Here is a 17,918-nt window from a genome sequence, read left to right as displayed (position 1 = left end):
TTATACGTATATTATTTTAATCTTTGTTTCCATTCGTTGTAATTCTTATACTTAATAATTTCACCTTTATTTTGTGTATCTCTTGCTTTACGCACTTCTGGCTCTAATCCTTCAAAGACAGCAATAGTAGTACATCTACAATTAATATCTTCTTTCGGATCACCAAATTTCTTTGGTGCTTGTGCTTTACGACCACCTTTTGAAATGAAATATTCATCGACTTCAATCGTCTGACCATCCAAATGTTGATGGGTTTTTCTGGTGCGACTATCTAAAGTAGAAATCCATCTTTTCTTCATGATGACACCCTTATCTTTAGCATCCTGCATTACCTTTAAATTAGCATCTTCACTAGCTCGATGTGTCTCTTCTTGTATGATTTGTAATGCTTTATTTTTACCTACATTAATACGTTCTTTCACATTATCAATAGTTTTTCTGTAATCGTCACCTTGCACTAGAGCAGTTCTAATTGTACTTTTAATACTTTTAATTAATGCATTATTATCATCATTAATCGACTCATTCCACTTAACGGCTAATAAGTCATTGAAGACAAAGGAATTAGCCACCTGTGGAGAAAGTAATGTAAAGATACTCATAGCTGCAACAGATTCAATTGCAAATCCTCTATAATAATATGATTCAGTAAATGAGGTTGTAATAGCTTCTTTCGTAATCAGTTCCTGTTGCCTTGAAAGAACTTTAATACGCTCTACAAATGAATCCTCTAATGACTTCAAATAGCCATACTTTTCTACACCTTCTAAAGTAACTGAACCGTCTTCACCGTAATCTTCATACATTTTGGAAATTTGTTGACGTAACGCATCCAATTCATTCAGATACAACTTATCTATTCTACGTTCGTTTTCATTTTGAATGGTACGAATCATTTTGATAAATTCTTTATATCTACTTTGATTCATCTGCATTACCTTCTTCTAAATTTCTAACATTATATAATTCCTCTACTGGTGTATTAGGATTAGTTAGTTGTACATAAGATGATTGCTGTTCTTTTCCCCATTCAAGTAATTCGTACTCCGAATTATCTACGCTTGTCATAAGGTCAAGGACAGATTTATGAGATAATGTCTCTTGCATCTTACTTGCCCAATTCGCCTCATATTCCAGGTCGGGTGGAAGGTTACGTTTGAATGTAAAGTAAATATCAAGATAATCAATATCAATACCAATTTTCTTCCATCCACTTGTGATGATTTTAAACTGCTCGGTTAATGAACGTTTAAATTTAGCTTCCAAGGCGATACATTTATTGCTTAGTGCCTGTAGTTTATGCTTCAAAGCAATGCCCGAAAGATTGTTAAATTTTTCGTCATTGAAATTGACCGACTCCGAAAACTGGAATATATTTTGTTCAACACGATCAAGAAAGGAATCGCTAAACGTGGCATCAAGTGTTTTAGTTAAATATTCAACAACGTCTTCGGGATCTAAATCTAATGCACCTAAATCTATCATTGATTTAACTACTTTATCATCAATTCCATTTTTACTTTTAAACAGTAACAAAGACATTGAAAAACCATTTAACTCATTATTATTGTTTGATAAGACTGTGTTATAGGCATCGATCAGTGGAAACACTCTTTCCCCATCGGACATTGATTCCTCATTATTTTGGAAATAAACAAAAGGACAAAAATCAAATACATGCTGAACAGGATTATCACTATAATCTGCATCAAGAATGTATTTGATTTTGTCCTTATCCTTACCTGTGTTCTCTACAAAGTATGTAATTCCAAATTCGTCATAAAACTCCACATATGTAACTAACTCATCATCATCGTTGTAATCCTTAAAAAATCGTAAAGCATATTCGACTTCTTTATGTTCGTTCAGAAGTACGATTACCTGATTCATTTTAAGATTTACGACTCTTGTATAACCTTGTTTATCAGTATAATATTTACGAACACCATCACCACATACACTAACAATTTTCGTCATCTCAGCATCGAGATCTGGCATGTTGTTACGTAGTAAAAACTCAGTTAATACATTGCTGTGTGATTTATGTTTCAATGATGCTATTTCAGATATTTCACCATCAATTTCACCATATGAATTTTTATCTATCGTATAATTAATGGGTACTCCCGAAAAGAAACCAGTCTTATTATTTACAATCAACGAGAAGAAATCATTAGTTATTTTTTCATTAGATAGTGCGTATTCTGGCATTTCCCTCTTTTTAATTGGCGCATCACCTAAGTATCGATTCCAAAGCCTATCGACATCTGTAATTTTACTTTTATGATCCTGTAGTAATTCATCAATCATTTCTGAGTTGATTGGAATTCCTTTTTTCAATTTACGTAAAATCTTATTTTGTATTTTTGTATTCAATTTATCACCTCTTATTTATTGAAGTATGAAAATATTGATTTAACTGCTCTAATTGGTTTACCACCACTTTCAATTAATTCAACTATTCCAGTCAATGCATCTGGTGCATCATCATGTTTGTTATTTTTAAAGATACGTTGAAATGAAATCAATGCTAAATAAAACTTATTCCATCGTTCATTCCAATTTGAAGGGAAGTACACTAATCGCTCTACAGTCGAGGACATAGATAATATTCGTGATTCCTTATTTTTAGATTGATGAAACGTTTTAATAGTTGTTAAATGATTATTGAATTGGGAACGCAATATCTTTTCAACATTACGAGCAATTACTGAGCCTGCTGCATTACCTTCAAAAGTAACCTCATTCGCTTCATTTTTATGTATAATTTCAGCCAACATATACTCTGTTTTATCCGATGACTCTTGAGAATAGAGAACATCGAGTATGTATAATTCATTATTAAATACTCCACTGATTACACAACAAGTCCAGTCTTTACCTTTATCTGCATAATCAACAAATCCTATTATTTTGGTGAATAAAGGTTTATCGTATTCATTGACAGGGATCTTTTTATACGTTTTAAAATGCGTGTAAAGTCTCCCTGTCAATTTGATTGGCTCTTGTTGGTAATTACTCATAAAAATTTCCGGTGACATTGTTCTTTTACGCTTTTGATACATCTTAAAATCAAATATTTCATCGCATAACATTTCACCAGTTTCTTCATTCAAACAAGCTGCTAATTTTAATTCGTACCAATCAGAACTCTCACGTTCAAGTAATCGACCTGTTAAATCATTGGTACTCCACCTAGTCATAATTAAAATAGTTTTACCACCTTTTTCTATTCGGGAAGCAAAGGTGTTATCATACCAGTTCAATATCTTTTCTAATGCGTCTTCATTAAAGGCTTCTGAATCATCCTTTGTTGGATCGTCAATTACTCCTACAGTTGCGCCCATCCCAGTAATTGCAGAACCAATAGAAGTTGCATAATAATTTGGTCTTTCACTACCTTCTAATGACCATTTTCTTTTTGATGAATCTCCATACTTTAATTTAGTATCTGGAAATATATCTGCATATGTAATATTAAGATCATCGCTGGCTTCAACATCAATTCCATCTCGTACTTGTTGTGCGAATAAATCAGCTAAATCTCGTGAATATGATACGGTTATAATCTGTCGCTTATTATTCTTACCTAGTAGCCACATTTCAAGGTTCTTAATTGTGAATGACTTACCGTGCCGAGGAGGAACATTGAGTGTTAAATTTTGATAAGGCTCATTAGTTGTAGGATTAATAAGCTCATCTTCTATGAAGTCCTGTAAAGTGTTACAGATGGTTTTCAAGAAGGTACGATTTGGCTTATAAAAATTAGGATATAAAACTTTGCAGAACTCATAAAAATCATTCTGTGCATCTTCAATTATCTTTTCTCGCTTTAATAGCAAATACATATTTAACTCTTCTTCAGTTAAATGGTCTAAATTCATTAGCATACTCCTTTATAGTCCTTTCAGCAGCACCCTAATTAATAGTTTGTTGTTGGTAGTCCTAATTTATTGCAAAATAAAAAAGCCATGCGATATGCACGACTTCAAAAATTATAAGAATTGATCCACATCATTAGCGTATACATCGATGTAGTGTTTTGTAATTGTCTCTTTACTTGAATGACCTGTTTGCTTTGCTATTACAGGAATATCAGCACCATTTTTATACATGTTTGTGATTTGCGTTTTACGTAACGAATAAGGAGCTAAACCGTTTAACCATCGTTTAACATGTTTATTATAAACATTTGCATCTAATTCAGCACTTGAATAATTACCATGCTTATCTGCTTTGCCTACAAAATAATCATTTGAATTCAAATCAAACATTTTAATATACTTTTTAACTGCATTTACACATTCAATTGTTAATCGTTTCTTATGTGGTACTCCTTGCTTATGAAGGGAAATCAATACTTCATTATTATCTAAATTGAAATCAGATACCTTCATAGTTACCATTTCACTAGGACGGTTAGCAGTAATAAGATTAACAAGTAGTATGGCACGTTTACGAATATCGCTCTTTTCTTTCGTATCGTATTTATCAATCATGCCTAATACTTCATCTTTATTTTCGGCTTTAGTCTTAGCTTGAACACTTGCCAACTTCATGTATTCACCAGTCTTATATAACGCTCTCATTGCTTTTGTATTCGTAGTTTGTTTATCTGTTTGTTTTAAATCGTACTGATATTCAAGGTAAAATTTTAATGCTGCATGTTTACGGTTAAAAGTATTCAACTTAACCCTCTTCACTTGCACCTGTTCAAGTAAATACTTTTCAACAGTTTCAAATGAATCCACTGGATAAGATGAAGCCTTAGCCCATTTTACATATAGATTAAATTCACCTTTATAATCCTGTAACTTTTTTAAATTAGCTTGCTCAACTATCTCATTCATTTGTTTTTCATGAATCGCTTTGTTTAATGGTACAACATTAGTCATATTGTTAACCTCCCAATGGAAATACTTGTTAGATTAACAATACACTTTCAAGTACCAAAAAGCAAATATTTTATGTACTTGAAAAGTCACTTTCTCATATACCTAAAAGGTAGTTTTTTGGTACTTGAGTAATTAATGTTCAATTCTATCGTTTTCAAATTTATGTAACAACTCCATTTTTTCTTCAGTAGTCATTTCAGATAATCGCTTTAATTTATCATCAGTATTAACGACAACTTCAGATTTTTCTGGAGCATTCCAACCGTTCATCTGATTGAGCATTTTCATTGCTTCTAATTGTTGACCAATCGGAAATTCAGAAACAGTAATAATATGTTCTAACTTTCTAATTACATCAGCACGATCAAGTGAACAATAGATACTGTTTAATTGATTACAAAGGTTTATGTATTTTTGAATATAAGCCTTCTTTAACAGCCGACTCGCTTGGGTTGTATAACTGGCATCACTAGAACAATTGTAGCCTGCTTCCCTATATGCTTGGGTTGCATTTCCTCCATTATTTAAATAGGCATCACAAAAACGAAGTTGCTTAAAATTTAATTCATTCCTCACCTTTGCAATCTCATTTTGCAACTCTTTTTCTTCCATTGAATATCACCACCTAATCATTTATTTAACGTATTACTTTTTTAACACTAGTTCATCTTGAACCACTGTTACATTTCCATATTTATCAACCATATATTTCATATCCATACTCCCTCCTTTTCGCATAATAAAAAGGCAACGCATTAGCAATACCCTTAATGTTTTAATAATTCACCTATGAGTTTTGTAGAAACTGTCATACCTTTAGAATTTTTAATAATGATTGAATCACCTTGTCTTTGAACTGTACCCAAAAGTACACCACGATACATTAAATTTAATGGTTGCATTATGTAATTATCCTTTCTACAACTCAGTAACAATTAAATCAACAAATGTACTTCCAAATAGAATCAATCCAGTTTCAATTAACTTTTCTTCATCTTCAATACTAATTAATTCATGTAAAGCAATATGTAATGGTTTATTTTTGTAACTCTCTATATTCATTTTCCTAATATCATATTCCTTTGCTAAATCAGAAATAAGTTCAATAAGAATTAGACTGTTTTTATTCAGACTCATTCTACTACCTCCTTTGTAATCATTACTTCAATCATTTCATTGAAACTTAACTTAGACTTTATAAAATATGTACTGTATTCCATTAATGAATCAAGTAATTCACCATTCTTATTTAATCCATGTTCACACGCTTTATTAATTCCATCGTAAATCTCAGACTCTTCAATACCGAATACATCATGAAGATAATCTACTACTTCACTTATACCGTATTTCATTTCCCATTCCATCCCTTTCAACGTCCTTCTAATTTTTCAAATCTGATTTTATCATCTGTTATCAATACTTTATATTCGTTGTATTTGCATCCATCTTCCACTACATCAAATAATGGAGAAATAGCAATATACTCAAATTGATTGCTGTAAAAATGGTGAGTACACTCAACTACCACTACAAGACTCAATATACAATTAACGAGTTGGTAATTATCAAAAAGTAACTCGTTTGAAATATAAAATCTCCCAAAACGTTTATTTAATTTTTCATCAGTATTCATCCTAATCTACCCTTCTTTCATTAAGTTAAAATAATCAAACAATATCATAACCTAATCACTTACTTCATCAGATTTTTAATAACCTTATTCATTTTATACATTTTAGCTAATGATGTACTGATCCAAATAACATAAACAGTTGTTGTTATGTATGCAGGAATAAATACTATCCACCAAGACCATGAAATGATACCCATTACCTTTAATGCTAAAAATACGATTGTTAAAAATTCGAATAATCCCAATTTGGTAACTCCTTTATAAAATAAGAGGGAAGGTCAAATTTAACCCTCCCTAATCATGTATTTTTATTTAGCATTTTCATCTTCAAGACTTTTTTCTACCTGTTCACGAGCACTATTCAATGCTGATCGATATGCTTCTGACATATAAATCGATTCTTTCTGTTTTCCGTCTGTTATGTGCTCAAATTCTTCTCCAAATAACACAAGACAAAAATCTTTCAAATCGACATTATCAAACTTTTCTTTAATTAGATAACTAAATATCTCAACAAAAGGAACTGGAAAAATTGGATCATCATAATAATTATTGCAACAAACCGAAATGTTATCAGTATAGATATTTTGATAGTCATCAATTTTAAACACTTTACAATGTAACTTTAAAATGGCATCTAAATAATCATCTAATTTGTCCATTAATGATTTGTAATCATTTTTATACTGTTGCATATATGCTGAATGTTCATCAACTGTATTAACAAACGTCCACAGATAATCTGAAGCTTCCTCATATTGTTTTACTAATTCCTTTTTATTATTCATCTTAAATTAATCTCCCCTTTTATCCACTATGTTATATGTATTCTTTATTATGTTCGGTATTACTTATATGTACACATACATGTTTACGTTTAAGTATTAGTTTATGTTTTTATCATTAATAAAACATTTTATCGCAAGGTATTCAAAGTAATCACTTACCCTTTCATAACCTTGCTCATATCCTGCTAAGAAAAACAATATCATATCTTTCTCATATTCATCTAAAATCCATTCGTACTCCCAAGGATCAATCAAAGCACAACCAATTTGCACCTTATTAATTGCTTCATGAAGTACACCGAATTTTAATTGAATAGACTTACCCTTTTTAATTCGCTTTACTATCTCATCCACATTCAATTTAACCATGAGTATTCACCTTTTCTAATTCCCTTGTGAGATGTCCAATTAAGTTTCCATCTCGCCATTTTAAGGGATCTAATGTATGTGCAATATCGTCTTTCATTGCTCTAATTGTGATATTTGTAACTACAAATTTTGAGTCAATAATTTTTTCAATATGCTTATCAATCTCAACAGATACGACTCTATTATCCTGATTATTGTCACACACATAATCTTCTAATTGTTCAAGAATACTCGCTTTTTCTAAATGATTTCCTCTTGTCATTGTTGAATCCCCTTTTTAATGCTACAACGGTGCATTACATATACGCTCCATACGCTTGATACCATCCACCAGTATTTAAAATTTTCAATGAGGTAATAGGTAAATCCCCTTCATCCATTTCAAATTCATTATTGCTTATCCAGACTTCAAATTTATTGTTAATCAAGATTTTACAATTAAATTGACATATAAGTTTAAATTTATAAAACTTCGGATATTCGTGGTCGTGAATTTTAGATGGAATAACCTCATTAAAATCAGCAATACAAGTACCTAGAATATCATTATTAGTTGACCAATACCCTCTACCATTACCCTTCACTTTTTAATTCCTCTACTTTCAGCAGTTTAGCTGCTTCTGCTTTACTTATGCCGTAATGCTTTGAAATTTCATTAGCTAACGAAGTTTTAACCTCTTTAATATTTAAAAATCCTGTATCTACTTTTGCATGTAGTTGTTCATCTTTTAATTCGTCCATACTCTTATATGTATTTTTTAATACATTCATATAATTATCTGTATAAGTTTTTAACATCAATAAACTCCTTCCCAATTAAAATTAACGTTACTATCACGTATTACAATACTTTTTATCTTCTCGCCAAATGATACAGCAGTAATAACGAAGCTTGATGTGATATCTTCAATCATAGAACCATTCACAATGATTCGACATGGTTTATCTACGTAAAGACTACACTTTTCAAACCCTTCATTACTATTGTTGCTTACAACTGCTTCAGCGAATCCTTCTTTACTGTTTTCACATTTATCGTTCCAAACAAATTTCATTCATTTATCCATCCTCTTTCTTTTTAGTTTCGCTTTTATCATCATTACTAGATATAGATAATAGGGAAAAATAGGTCGAATGTCTCTTTATTTCGTAAAAATACAGAAGACAAGGTTGCAGACATCTTACTTACAACTTCTTCCTCAATGACCGTATTCATTTCATCATAATTCGTTCCAGTTTTTTCATACCGTCTGTAAATTTCAGCGAAATCAATTTCATTTTCATTTATGACTGCATGGAATAATTCGTGAATAAATACTTGGAAAGTAAAGTCTGTAGACATATCTTTTTTAAGTAAGATTTTATTATCTGGGCTATATTTATTTTCATTGTACGTTATACAACGTCCATAAACTTTATCCCCATCATCCTTTTCACTTTCACTTTCAAGTTCATTTTCAAAAGAAAGCTTATATTTTGAGTTCCCGACATCCAAAATACTGATGTACTTATCACGCTGCTCCCCAAACATCAATTTATCAATATTATTATTTACAATAGTTGACATTAAATTGTACATTGCAATTCCATACTTATTTCCAGAGTTTTTAATCACATCTCCAACTCGACTATAATGTTGCGTCATGCTCAAAAGCATACTTCCAATTTTTGAAGCAAATAGTCTTTTTGCAGATGGTAAAGAAAAATCACAATAATCCTCGTTAATTTCGATTACCCTTGCGCTAATATCAAATGAAGATGTTCTTTTATCTGTAAAAACGATTTTATTTGAAATGCCTTGTATTTTTATTTCTTTTCTTTGAACAATATCTTCAAATGAATTATTTTCATTAAAGAAAAGTTTAATATAATACGATAATTGATTTTTGAAATAACTAAATTCAACTTCATCAGCTTCGCCCACTGTATAAAATGCGTATGCATTAACTAAAGCAGTAATAACCTTATTCCTAATCATCTTGTCGCTGTCATCTTTTTCAACGTCAATTACTATTACATTCATATTTTCCAAAACAATTTCATTAATATCCCTTAATGATTTCACCATATTATTTCCCCTTGCTTATAGTTAGTTTTTATGTTATGATAAAGTAGTAGAAATACGCAAATTATCTAGTTGTATATCTGTTTTTGAATTTAATTTGCATTCCTTCAAAGCCTTCGACATCATCCAACTTCCCACTTCCCGCAAAAGTAACGTTCCCAATTCCACCTACGTGTTTTTGATTAAATAATGCTATTACTCGATCAACAACTCTCGCTAAGTTATAAGATGTATTTTGATAATCACGATGCACATATACATCAATATTAACCGATTGTAAAAAACTGTAAGGGTCAATAGCATTATTAGTACCAGTAGTTGCATTTTCAAAATTGTCTAAGTACATATACAAAACGCATTTAGAGTCATCAATAGATAAATCGTCTTCGTTTCGTTTACGCATTTTAACAATTTGATTAATGACATCAAAATTACCCACTAGATTAGCTCGCTCAGCCGTCACCAAAGTCACATCATCATCTTTATGTTGTGGAACATAAAATAAATACCTCAATAAATTTTCATCTTCAATTGCATGTTTGTACATTTTATTAAAAATAGTATATACACTCATCCTTATCCCTCATATTCTTCGATATATTTTTTTAAGTTATTTACATTTTCAATATTCATGTTGGCTCTGTGATTAAAATATTGACTCAATAATGATGGTGATATTTCAATTGCTTTCGCAGCCACTTTACCTTTTATTCTTTTTTTTCTCATTTCGAGATACAACTCGTTTCGTTCATCTTGTGACACTTTTATCATCTCCTGTTATTGTATTTTGTAAATTTATTAAATGAATTAATTAAATGAAAAAAGAGAGACTCGATTCGGAGTCTCAAAAAATCAGAACTGTTTAGAAGAAATTTAATGGCAACTTCAAACAATTAATTGAATTAAAAAGGGATTAGAGACTCTATTAAGAGTCTCTACATGTAAAAAAGAGGAGATCATTTACAAAAAGCGATAAGGCGTTCAGAAATGATTTTATTTTTTACATATTAAAAATTAAAAGGAGAAGGGAGAATAATAACATATGTGTATGAAAAATTCAGAATTAGTTCTAGTAGATTGAAATAATTCATTTCTTCTACTATAAGTCAAGAATAACAAAACCCTCAAACCGTTGATGCATAAGGGTTTGAGGGTATACTTTTAAAAAATCTGTTAAAATTTCGCCTATTTTTTACAAAAAACCTTGCAAAATTCTTCTCTATGAGTGTATAATAAAAGATTAATCATTTTAGAGGATTTTTCCGTTCTCTTATTATTGTACATGTCATCAATTAGTACATAAATAGTCTCGGCATTGATCTTTAGCTTGGATAGCTTCTTTTTGAATTTGGCGGTAGCTTTAGTTGCGTTGCTCATCAATTCGTCCTTTTCTATGTTTTTAAGGTTCAATTCAATGAAATAAGAATCAACTTCTTTAGCTAATGCCTTTAACTCTGGTAACTGATTTCGATTAGCTTCACTACGCTTAATCTCTGGATTCATTATTTTTTTGAGTTCTATTGTGCGTGTTGAAGTTGTTGATTTAGTATCGTCAATGATTTTTTGTAGATAGTCCATCGGTGTATTAAAATAATCGTACTTAACCTTTACTTTACGATTTCTTTTTGATTTTCTTTCTTTTGTTATTTTCTTCGCTTCAACATATTCAAAGAATTTCGGCTTAGTAATTGATATAACTTGTCTCAATTTTGATTTAGTTGATATTTTTCCAATATACTTAATATGAATAACATTTTTATTTAGCTTGAATTTTTTTAATTCTTGTATGTATTTATTTAACTCATTTCGAACAGAACTAATTTCAGATTGAATTTTAACATCAAATTCTTTTTTTGCCATATCAATCACACAAGTCTGTAGGCTACAAATTTTATCAACTTGTGCTAGAACTTTATTAGCCTTTTTTTCTTCACCTTTAATTTTCAAATGTTGATGAATTGAAAAAGCCAATTGTCCCAAATTAGCGACTTCCCCAATTAATCGCCCACTTATACTAATCTTTTCATCAGCACGTGCCATATCTTCTGGTGAATAAGTATAACTGTTAGCTTGCTTTTGAGTAATTCCACTTACTACAGTAGCATACATTCCTTCAGAATCATTTGTTAATTGTAATAACGCTTTATTGTTAGAAATCAACAACGAATCAGAATCGAAGTCGCTGCCTCCTGTGGTTTCTTGAAGTAACGTCCCTATAGCATTAACAATAATTATGTTCTTAGATATATTTTCCATGTATTTGTAAATTAAATTGTTGTATGTATTAGTGCAGTTATAAATACATGATGTTGATGAATGAGGATTACGGAAAGCTGAAATCTCATCTCCAAAAGGACATAATTTTGTATATACTTGATCTCCTTTTAATGTAATAGGTTCTGAATTTTTAATATCAAACTGACCTATCGACCATTTAGCTAATTCCAATGGATTTGAACACATAATACTGTAATCTGCACCACTGATATGTATTGAACCTCGTTTAATCTTCTTTTTATAGCTATTAAGTGATGTGTATTTGAAATCTTTAAACATACTTGTATTCTGAAACTCTTCATTGTGTCTATATAACTCAACATATAAGTTATTTGAATTATTATCATTACTTGTTCTTTCTAAATATGTAATAAACGCTTCATTGTCAGTATTTAATTTAGCTATATAATCTACTTCTTCCTGCGCTAATTCCTTCATTCCATTTTCATCTGCGATAAGAGTATTCACAATTTGATATGACAGCCGATGAACAGAGTCCTCAAAATCATTATCAAATGTATGAATTGATTCTTTTTCATATTTACATACTCCAAAGATTTTACCTGCTTTTTTCTTCCAAGTATTATAAATAGCCTTTTCAGCTTTTTTCTGCTCCTTTGATGGTAATTTTTTAAATCCTGTATATGACTTATTATCAGTCATCAAATATGCAAACTTTAAAAATTTACAACTATTCGGAGTCGTTATTATTTTGACATCTTTTGCAAGTATTGACTTCCCGTACATGTCTTTTACTTTCCATTTTTCAAATTCTTCCCCTTCTGGACAGTTATCACGCATGAATTGTTGAATGTCAAAACTAAATCCTGCACTCTTAAACATGTGATTCCGTAATAACATAAAGGAGTAATCCTTACCTTCAAAGAACGTTTTATAATCCATTAGTGATTCACCGTCAAAAATATCATTTGTAATTGTAAAAGTGTCTTTTTCTTTTGGTTTTTCAATATCAACTTTAAGTTTTCCATCTGCCCCTGTACGGATTACTTTTATAGGATTTTCAATTTCGAAAGTAGATTGCAAATCTTCAACTAATAAAATACTATTAACATCAATATTGACGGTTGACTGTATACCGCTAGAAATAAGGCTTTCGTAAGCACGTAATGAAACTAAATCTAAAGGTGCTTTTTCTTCAAATTCAAAACCTAAACGAGTCCATTTTTGAATTGTTTCAAGCAAAGTCTTTTTGATAAAAAGTACCTCGCCTTTACGACTCTTAGATGATGATCTAGCAAACTGCACAAAATTTACATCATCTAATTTAAATCCTTTTTCATATAAGTATGTACGTAATGCACCAGTGGACATTTCTTTCCATTCTTTGTTATCGACAGGTACTTTGTTAATCTCTGCCAAACGTTTCTCTTTTCGTTCTAAGACAGAATGCAACCTTTTTAATAATTTCACTTCTTCATCTTCTAGCTTTTCTTTAATTTTTAATATAGCGATACTTTTTTTAAGACTTTCAATATCTTTTTTAAACTTTTCCTTTGTATCTTCTAAACTTAATGATTTATTATCAAATTTAACATTTATTAAATCGTCACTTAAATATTTCCATTTTATTGGATTCTTTTTTGTTCCTTCAAGAATGACTGTACGTTTTTTAAATTCACGCATAGTATCTAATTTCATGGATAGTAATGAGTAAGGCATCATACCAGTGTAATCAGCTTTTATATACTCCCCTCTCTCCGAATGTTCAAATGCCTTTGATGCTTGTATAGTGCGAATGTGTATACCTTTGTTTTCTTTACTTGACATGTAATTTCTCCTTTGTTTATGTATTTTTTATATTTATTTTTACACTAATCGTAAATTCGGCTTACGTTCATTCCGAACTAATTCACCATCCGGTTTCATCGTATAAGTATCAATTCCCATATCCTCAAATACTTGCTCTGCAATACCTTTCTTCCCTTGCATTCGCATTGTTTGGCTCATAATCGTCATTAAATTTGCTTGAAACTCAAACAGATGTACATTCATGTAATCCCACAATAAATTATCAATATTGTCTAAGATATGGTCATCTGGATTATATTTATTTACTTCATTTATTGTGTAAAAGTAATCTTTAACTTCCCATCGTTCACCGTTATACTCCTTCTCGATCGGGAAGTATTGTTGAATTTCTTTGTACGATAATAGTGATAATGCACTCTTAGACAACTCAGCAACTTGAAATTGGCGTTGTAATTCTTTGTAGGTTAATTTGTATGGATCACAACTATTTACAGTCATAACACCGTAGTAGGCTACTTTTGCTAGAATGTCACGTACCTCGCTACGTCCACTATTTAAATCTTTTTTACTCAACTCGTCACACACTCTATCCATTGCATTAGAGTAAATTTCCTGCTTAGTTTTAGTACGTTTTTTAAATTTGATTACATTTGTCATAAATATTTACCATCCCTTTTTATGTATTTTTTATATTTAAAACTTTATTAATTAATTCGACTATTTCTAACCTTTGCTTCTGAGGATTACTGAATGGTTTACTTGCTAATCGCTTGATTTCTATCAATGTAGTATCTTCTAACTTTTTATTCATATATGCTCTCCTTTCTGTATTGGTGAAAATCTAAGGTCAAAAGATAGTCAACACTTTTAAGTAGTAAGTATCGCTAAACTTGCTATTCGCAAATTTGCTCTACTAACAACTAAAAACTATTGCCTTCGCCATATTAATTATTAAATACTCACTATCCGTTCGCATTGAACAATTAATCTGTCGTATATGTATTTATCTTATTTGGGGTAAAAAATATGTGTAATGCTTATATAGAGCCTTTCGTATGAAATTTACCCCAACATTCAATTTATAGTCCAATAAGTTTTATCTCTATTATCATTAATATCCCCATTAGATAACTTTCTTCTTTTATCTACATGAGATGTTATTTGATAATTGATGTTATTTTCATTTAAATATGAATTTATGGTCTTTAAACCTTTTTGGAGTTTGCTATTTTTATCTTTCAATCCAATCTTTTTAATCAAATCCCATCTTTCATCAGCAAATAACATTTTTCCAACTAGAGATTCTAAATAAATTTCCAACTCTGACAACACTTCACCTTCTTCTTTAATTGTGTAAGGAATTCCTAATAATTTGGATACGTATAGGCAGTAACCAAGATTATTATTTTTCAATTCAAGCATTTTTTCTATCAATTCTAAATCCTTTTGAACCTTGAACCATCTCACCATATTTAACCTTTTTTCTATCCCATTTTTAGTTGGTTCATCATAAATCATCGGACTTAGTTTCTTACGATAATTAGCCTTTGCAAATTCAGTATCAGTAGTAAGACAAAAATTCATTGCAATCTGATTTTCTATTATGAGTTGAGACTTAATTCCTCCCAACCGATTATTCGTTACAGCTTTTATGTATAGGTTTATATAATCCGTTTTCATTTCGATTCGTTTTCGACCAAAAGCTTGAAGTAAAATTCCAACATCATATCCAACATCACATACAATTTCAGTTAAGTCTGCCATTCTAAGATTTACTCCTGCTTCCAATGTAAGAGTGGTAATCAGAAGCTTATCTTCAAATCGTTCATTTTCAAGCATTGAATCTACTTTATTTTTATCTACATGTTTATACAGTTTATTAGACTCCCCACACAGGAACATTGAATATTCTTTATACATGAGATGAAGATCATATGCTTCTTTTGCAGATCTAACAAAGACTAATCCTTTTTTATCACTGGCAATAATACTAGTTATGTAATCGTGTACAGATTCTTTCCTTTTATAAAATTCTAACTTTTTGATATGTGAATAATCGTGTGGTATTTGATAATTGATACTTTCCAGTTTCATATGATTATTGATGTATTGAGTAACATCCCTACCTGTAGCCGACATAAAAATTCTAGTTTTATCCTTTTCCTTCAAAATGGCATTTAACGATAAATCCGTAAATTCATTGAAAGCTGAGTCACTTGTATGATAATGGAATTCGTCACAAATGATATATTGATAGTCAGAGAAATCAAACTTTTGATGTGCCCTGTATTTAGAGTCAATATGCTGATAAGTCCTTACTTCAATTACATCTAACTTTTTATCTCTTTTTAATTCTTTAACAAATTGTTCATCTACCGTTTTTCGATGTACAAGAAATAGGATTTTCTTTTTATCCCTCTTTGCAATTGCGTAAAGTATATTTTTTACAAAATAGCTTTTACCTTTTCCTGTCTGTGCATCGATAGTAATAATGGCTCCTAACTTCCACTTATTTATTTTCTCCACTGTAATTAACTCTGAAATTCTCAACGTTTCCCCCATCTCTCCTTTTCTATTACATTTATAGAAGCATTTCTGAATATACACCGTTACCTATTTACATCTATTATTTCTGATGTTATACTAAGTACATCTTAATCTAAACATATAAAAACACCTCCATTTTAAATATAGGTAGAATAAAATCGACACATTTACAAGTAGTTTGTATGTGTTTATTTGTGTTTAATCGATTTTCGGATACTTATTAATATTATAATGTAAAAGTTGGAGAAGTGACAGTCGAGCCTAAAAACATTTTTTTTATGATTAGTTAAACTTAAACTCATTCAAATAATAATAGTAATTTCAGTAAGTAGCTAGTGGAGGTCAAAATTTTTTTAACTCTACCTTTTTTTGCATAAAGTAATGGATCGTGATACTATACTAGAGAGGGGTGTTAACCCCTCATTGTTATGTGCGACTATTCTTCTTTCGTTTTGCCGACGGTGAGGAAGAAAAATTCAATTTAAATGAGAAGGTTATAAGCATCCAGTGATCGCAACTCGCTGTATAAATCGCTTATAGCCTTTTCAAATTCTTCTTTATTTTCGATTTTTAAATGACTAGAGTAGTATTCTTCGAGTTCTTTAATTTCTTCGTTCATAATGCTACCGCCAACTCTTCGACTGACGATTCAACTATTTTTACAACTTCTAATTCTGTAGTGATAAAATGTTCATCGTCCATGAATGTGAAATCACTTATTCTAATATTGTCAGAGGAAAAATACTCTTCAAAAACGTCACTTGTATGATCAGGACTATAACCGTAAATTTTAAAATAAAAAGCAAAAGTAAATTCCATTAAACCTTTCTCTAACACTTTAAATGATACTGGGATTAGTCTATAATCAATATTTTTTAAACCGTTAATTGTCAAATAAAAGCCTTCAAACTTGTAAATATAATCATTTGATAAGTCATCCGATTTGTACGGAACACCCCACTCCCCAAAACATTCTGGTACTTCGGGTATATCGCCTTTCACAATTACTTTTAATGAAGCAAGTTGTTCATATTTTTTTGGTGCTTCATCATAGTGAGTGATCTCCTTAATTAGATATGCTTCATCAAATTGATACGATAAGACTTCACAATCAAAATCCATTCTTGATGTATCAGCATCAATTAATGTAAAGTTGCTGATTGCTATATCCCCTTCTAAGGTTCTTCCCATCTTTTCAGCAGCTTCATTTTCGTTATTAGCAAAAATATCAAAAGCAAGTAGTACATCAATTACTCCGATATTATAATTCTTATTTAGCACTGAATAAGTAGTCTCTTTAACATCTAATAAGTTTTCAACCCCATCTAGCTGTACCATTAACCTATTAAACTCATCTCCATATTTTATATACGCATTACGATCTAATAATTTATTTCCTTTATATTCGTTAAAATCGGATTCAACTAAAATTTGCGCTGATACCAAAACATTAAATTTTTTTTTTCCTCGATAATTAGAATGTAAAACGCTATATTGACTGCTCATATATACTCTCCTTTGTGTGTGTTATTTAATAGTAATAATTAAAATTTATGAGAAGATAAATTAGC

Annotated in this window: 25 protein-coding genes; all 25 read right to left on the bottom strand. The window is 30.4% G+C overall.

What is annotated here, in order from left to right:
- Positions 1–11: 11 nt before the first annotated feature.
- Positions 12–929, bottom strand: coding sequence for a phage head morphogenesis protein (locus MKY46_RS11530; protein WP_340834281.1), 918 nt, complete (start codon positions 927–929; stop codon positions 12–14).
- Positions 916–2,376: a phage portal protein gene (locus tag MKY46_RS11525; RefSeq protein ID WP_340834279.1), complete on the bottom strand. Its 1,461-nt coding sequence runs from the start codon at positions 2,374–2,376 to the stop codon at positions 916–918. The genes MKY46_RS11530 and MKY46_RS11525 overlap by 14 nt, the downstream gene beginning before the upstream one ends.
- 11 nt (positions 2,377–2,387) lie before the next feature.
- A complete protein-coding gene (terL, locus tag MKY46_RS11520; RefSeq protein ID WP_340834278.1) occupies positions 2,388–3,884 on the bottom strand; it encodes a phage terminase large subunit in 1,497 nt (498 codons plus the stop codon).
- A gap of 111 nt (positions 3,885–3,995) precedes the next feature.
- Positions 3,996–4,895, bottom strand: a complete 900-nt coding sequence (locus MKY46_RS11515) for a tyrosine-type recombinase/integrase (protein WP_340834277.1) — start codon at positions 4,893–4,895, stop codon at positions 3,996–3,998.
- Positions 4,896–5,027: 132 nt separating this feature from the next.
- Positions 5,028–5,507: a terminase small subunit gene (locus MKY46_RS11510; protein ID WP_340834276.1), complete on the bottom strand. Its 480-nt coding sequence runs from the start codon at positions 5,505–5,507 to the stop codon at positions 5,028–5,030.
- 155 nt (positions 5,508–5,662) lie between these two features.
- On the bottom strand, positions 5,663–5,797 hold the full coding sequence (locus tag MKY46_RS11505; RefSeq protein WP_340834274.1) for a hypothetical protein: 135 nt from the start codon (positions 5,795–5,797) through the stop codon (positions 5,663–5,665).
- Between the two features lie 16 nt (positions 5,798–5,813).
- The gene (locus MKY46_RS11500; protein ID WP_340834273.1) at positions 5,814–6,032 is read right to left on the bottom strand and encodes a hypothetical protein; all 219 of its coding nucleotides are present in this window, start codon (positions 6,030–6,032) and stop codon (positions 5,814–5,816) included.
- Positions 6,029–6,262, bottom strand: a complete 234-nt coding sequence (locus tag MKY46_RS11495) for a hypothetical protein (protein WP_340834271.1) — start codon at positions 6,260–6,262, stop codon at positions 6,029–6,031. Before MKY46_RS11495 ends, MKY46_RS11500 begins: the two co-directional genes overlap by 4 nt.
- A 5-nt stretch (positions 6,263–6,267) precedes the next feature.
- Positions 6,268–6,531 (bottom strand): hypothetical protein, encoded by a 264-nt coding sequence (locus tag MKY46_RS11490; protein ID WP_340834270.1) that lies wholly within the window; start codon positions 6,529–6,531, stop codon positions 6,268–6,270.
- A 59-nt stretch (positions 6,532–6,590) separates the two neighbouring features.
- Positions 6,591–6,776 (bottom strand): hypothetical protein, encoded by a 186-nt coding sequence (locus tag MKY46_RS11485; RefSeq protein ID WP_340834266.1) that lies wholly within the window; start codon positions 6,774–6,776, stop codon positions 6,591–6,593.
- A 63-nt stretch (positions 6,777–6,839) separates the two neighbouring features.
- Positions 6,840–7,319, bottom strand: coding sequence for a hypothetical protein (locus tag MKY46_RS11480; RefSeq protein ID WP_340834263.1), 480 nt, complete (start codon positions 7,317–7,319; stop codon positions 6,840–6,842).
- 96 nt (positions 7,320–7,415) lie between these two features.
- A complete protein-coding gene (locus MKY46_RS11475; protein ID WP_340834261.1) occupies positions 7,416–7,688 on the bottom strand; it encodes a hypothetical protein in 273 nt (90 codons plus the stop codon).
- On the bottom strand, positions 7,681–7,950 hold the full coding sequence (locus MKY46_RS11470) for a hypothetical protein (RefSeq protein WP_340834258.1): 270 nt from the start codon (positions 7,948–7,950) through the stop codon (positions 7,681–7,683). Before MKY46_RS11470 ends, MKY46_RS11475 begins: the two co-directional genes overlap by 8 nt.
- Positions 7,951–7,984: 34 nt before the next feature.
- Positions 7,985–8,272 (bottom strand): hypothetical protein, encoded by a 288-nt coding sequence (locus MKY46_RS11465; protein WP_340834256.1) that lies wholly within the window; start codon positions 8,270–8,272, stop codon positions 7,985–7,987.
- Positions 8,262–8,486 carry a hypothetical protein gene (locus MKY46_RS11460; RefSeq protein WP_340834254.1) on the bottom strand — a complete coding sequence of 75 codons (225 nt, stop codon included), beginning with the start codon at positions 8,484–8,486 and terminating at the stop codon, positions 8,262–8,264. The genes MKY46_RS11465 and MKY46_RS11460 overlap by 11 nt, the downstream gene beginning before the upstream one ends.
- On the bottom strand, positions 8,486–8,743 hold the full coding sequence (locus tag MKY46_RS11455) for a hypothetical protein (RefSeq protein ID WP_340834252.1): 258 nt from the start codon (positions 8,741–8,743) through the stop codon (positions 8,486–8,488). Before MKY46_RS11455 ends, MKY46_RS11460 begins: the two co-directional genes overlap by 1 nt.
- Before the next feature lie 47 nt (positions 8,744–8,790).
- Positions 8,791–9,756, bottom strand: coding sequence for a hypothetical protein (locus tag MKY46_RS11450; RefSeq protein ID WP_340834250.1), 966 nt, complete (start codon positions 9,754–9,756; stop codon positions 8,791–8,793).
- 61 nt (positions 9,757–9,817) lie between these two features.
- Entirely contained in the window at positions 9,818–10,327 is a 510-nt protein-coding gene (locus MKY46_RS11445) for a hypothetical protein (protein ID WP_340834248.1), read from the bottom strand.
- A gap of 2 nt (positions 10,328–10,329) precedes the next feature.
- Complete coding sequence (locus tag MKY46_RS11440; protein ID WP_340834247.1) at positions 10,330–10,515, bottom strand: hypothetical protein; 186 nt, start codon at positions 10,513–10,515, stop codon at positions 10,330–10,332.
- Between the two features lie 423 nt (positions 10,516–10,938).
- Positions 10,939–13,818: a hypothetical protein gene (locus MKY46_RS11435; protein WP_340834245.1), complete on the bottom strand. Its 2,880-nt coding sequence runs from the start codon at positions 13,816–13,818 to the stop codon at positions 10,939–10,941.
- 39 nt (positions 13,819–13,857) lie between these two features.
- The gene (locus MKY46_RS11430) at positions 13,858–14,457 is read right to left on the bottom strand and encodes a hypothetical protein (protein WP_340834241.1); all 600 of its coding nucleotides are present in this window, start codon (positions 14,455–14,457) and stop codon (positions 13,858–13,860) included.
- 19 nt (positions 14,458–14,476) lie between these two features.
- Complete coding sequence (locus tag MKY46_RS11425) at positions 14,477–14,611, bottom strand: hypothetical protein (protein WP_340834240.1); 135 nt, start codon at positions 14,609–14,611, stop codon at positions 14,477–14,479.
- A 263-nt stretch (positions 14,612–14,874) separates the two neighbouring features.
- Entirely contained in the window at positions 14,875–16,350 is a 1,476-nt protein-coding gene (locus tag MKY46_RS11420; RefSeq protein ID WP_340834237.1) for a DEAD/DEAH box helicase family protein, read from the bottom strand.
- Positions 16,351–16,828: 478 nt separating this feature from the next.
- Complete coding sequence (locus tag MKY46_RS11415) at positions 16,829–16,966, bottom strand: hypothetical protein (RefSeq protein WP_340834235.1); 138 nt, start codon at positions 16,964–16,966, stop codon at positions 16,829–16,831.
- On the bottom strand, positions 16,963–17,853 hold the full coding sequence (locus tag MKY46_RS11410; RefSeq protein ID WP_340834231.1) for a hypothetical protein: 891 nt from the start codon (positions 17,851–17,853) through the stop codon (positions 16,963–16,965). The genes MKY46_RS11415 and MKY46_RS11410 overlap by 4 nt, the downstream gene beginning before the upstream one ends.
- Between the last annotated feature and the right edge of the window lie 65 nt (positions 17,854–17,918).

The organism is Lysinibacillus sp. FSL M8-0355, from assembly GCF_038008985.1.
Classification (GTDB): Bacteria; Bacillota; Bacilli; order Bacillales_A; family Planococcaceae; genus Lysinibacillus; species Lysinibacillus fusiformis_D.
This window is presented reverse-complemented; position numbering and strand designations above follow the sequence as displayed.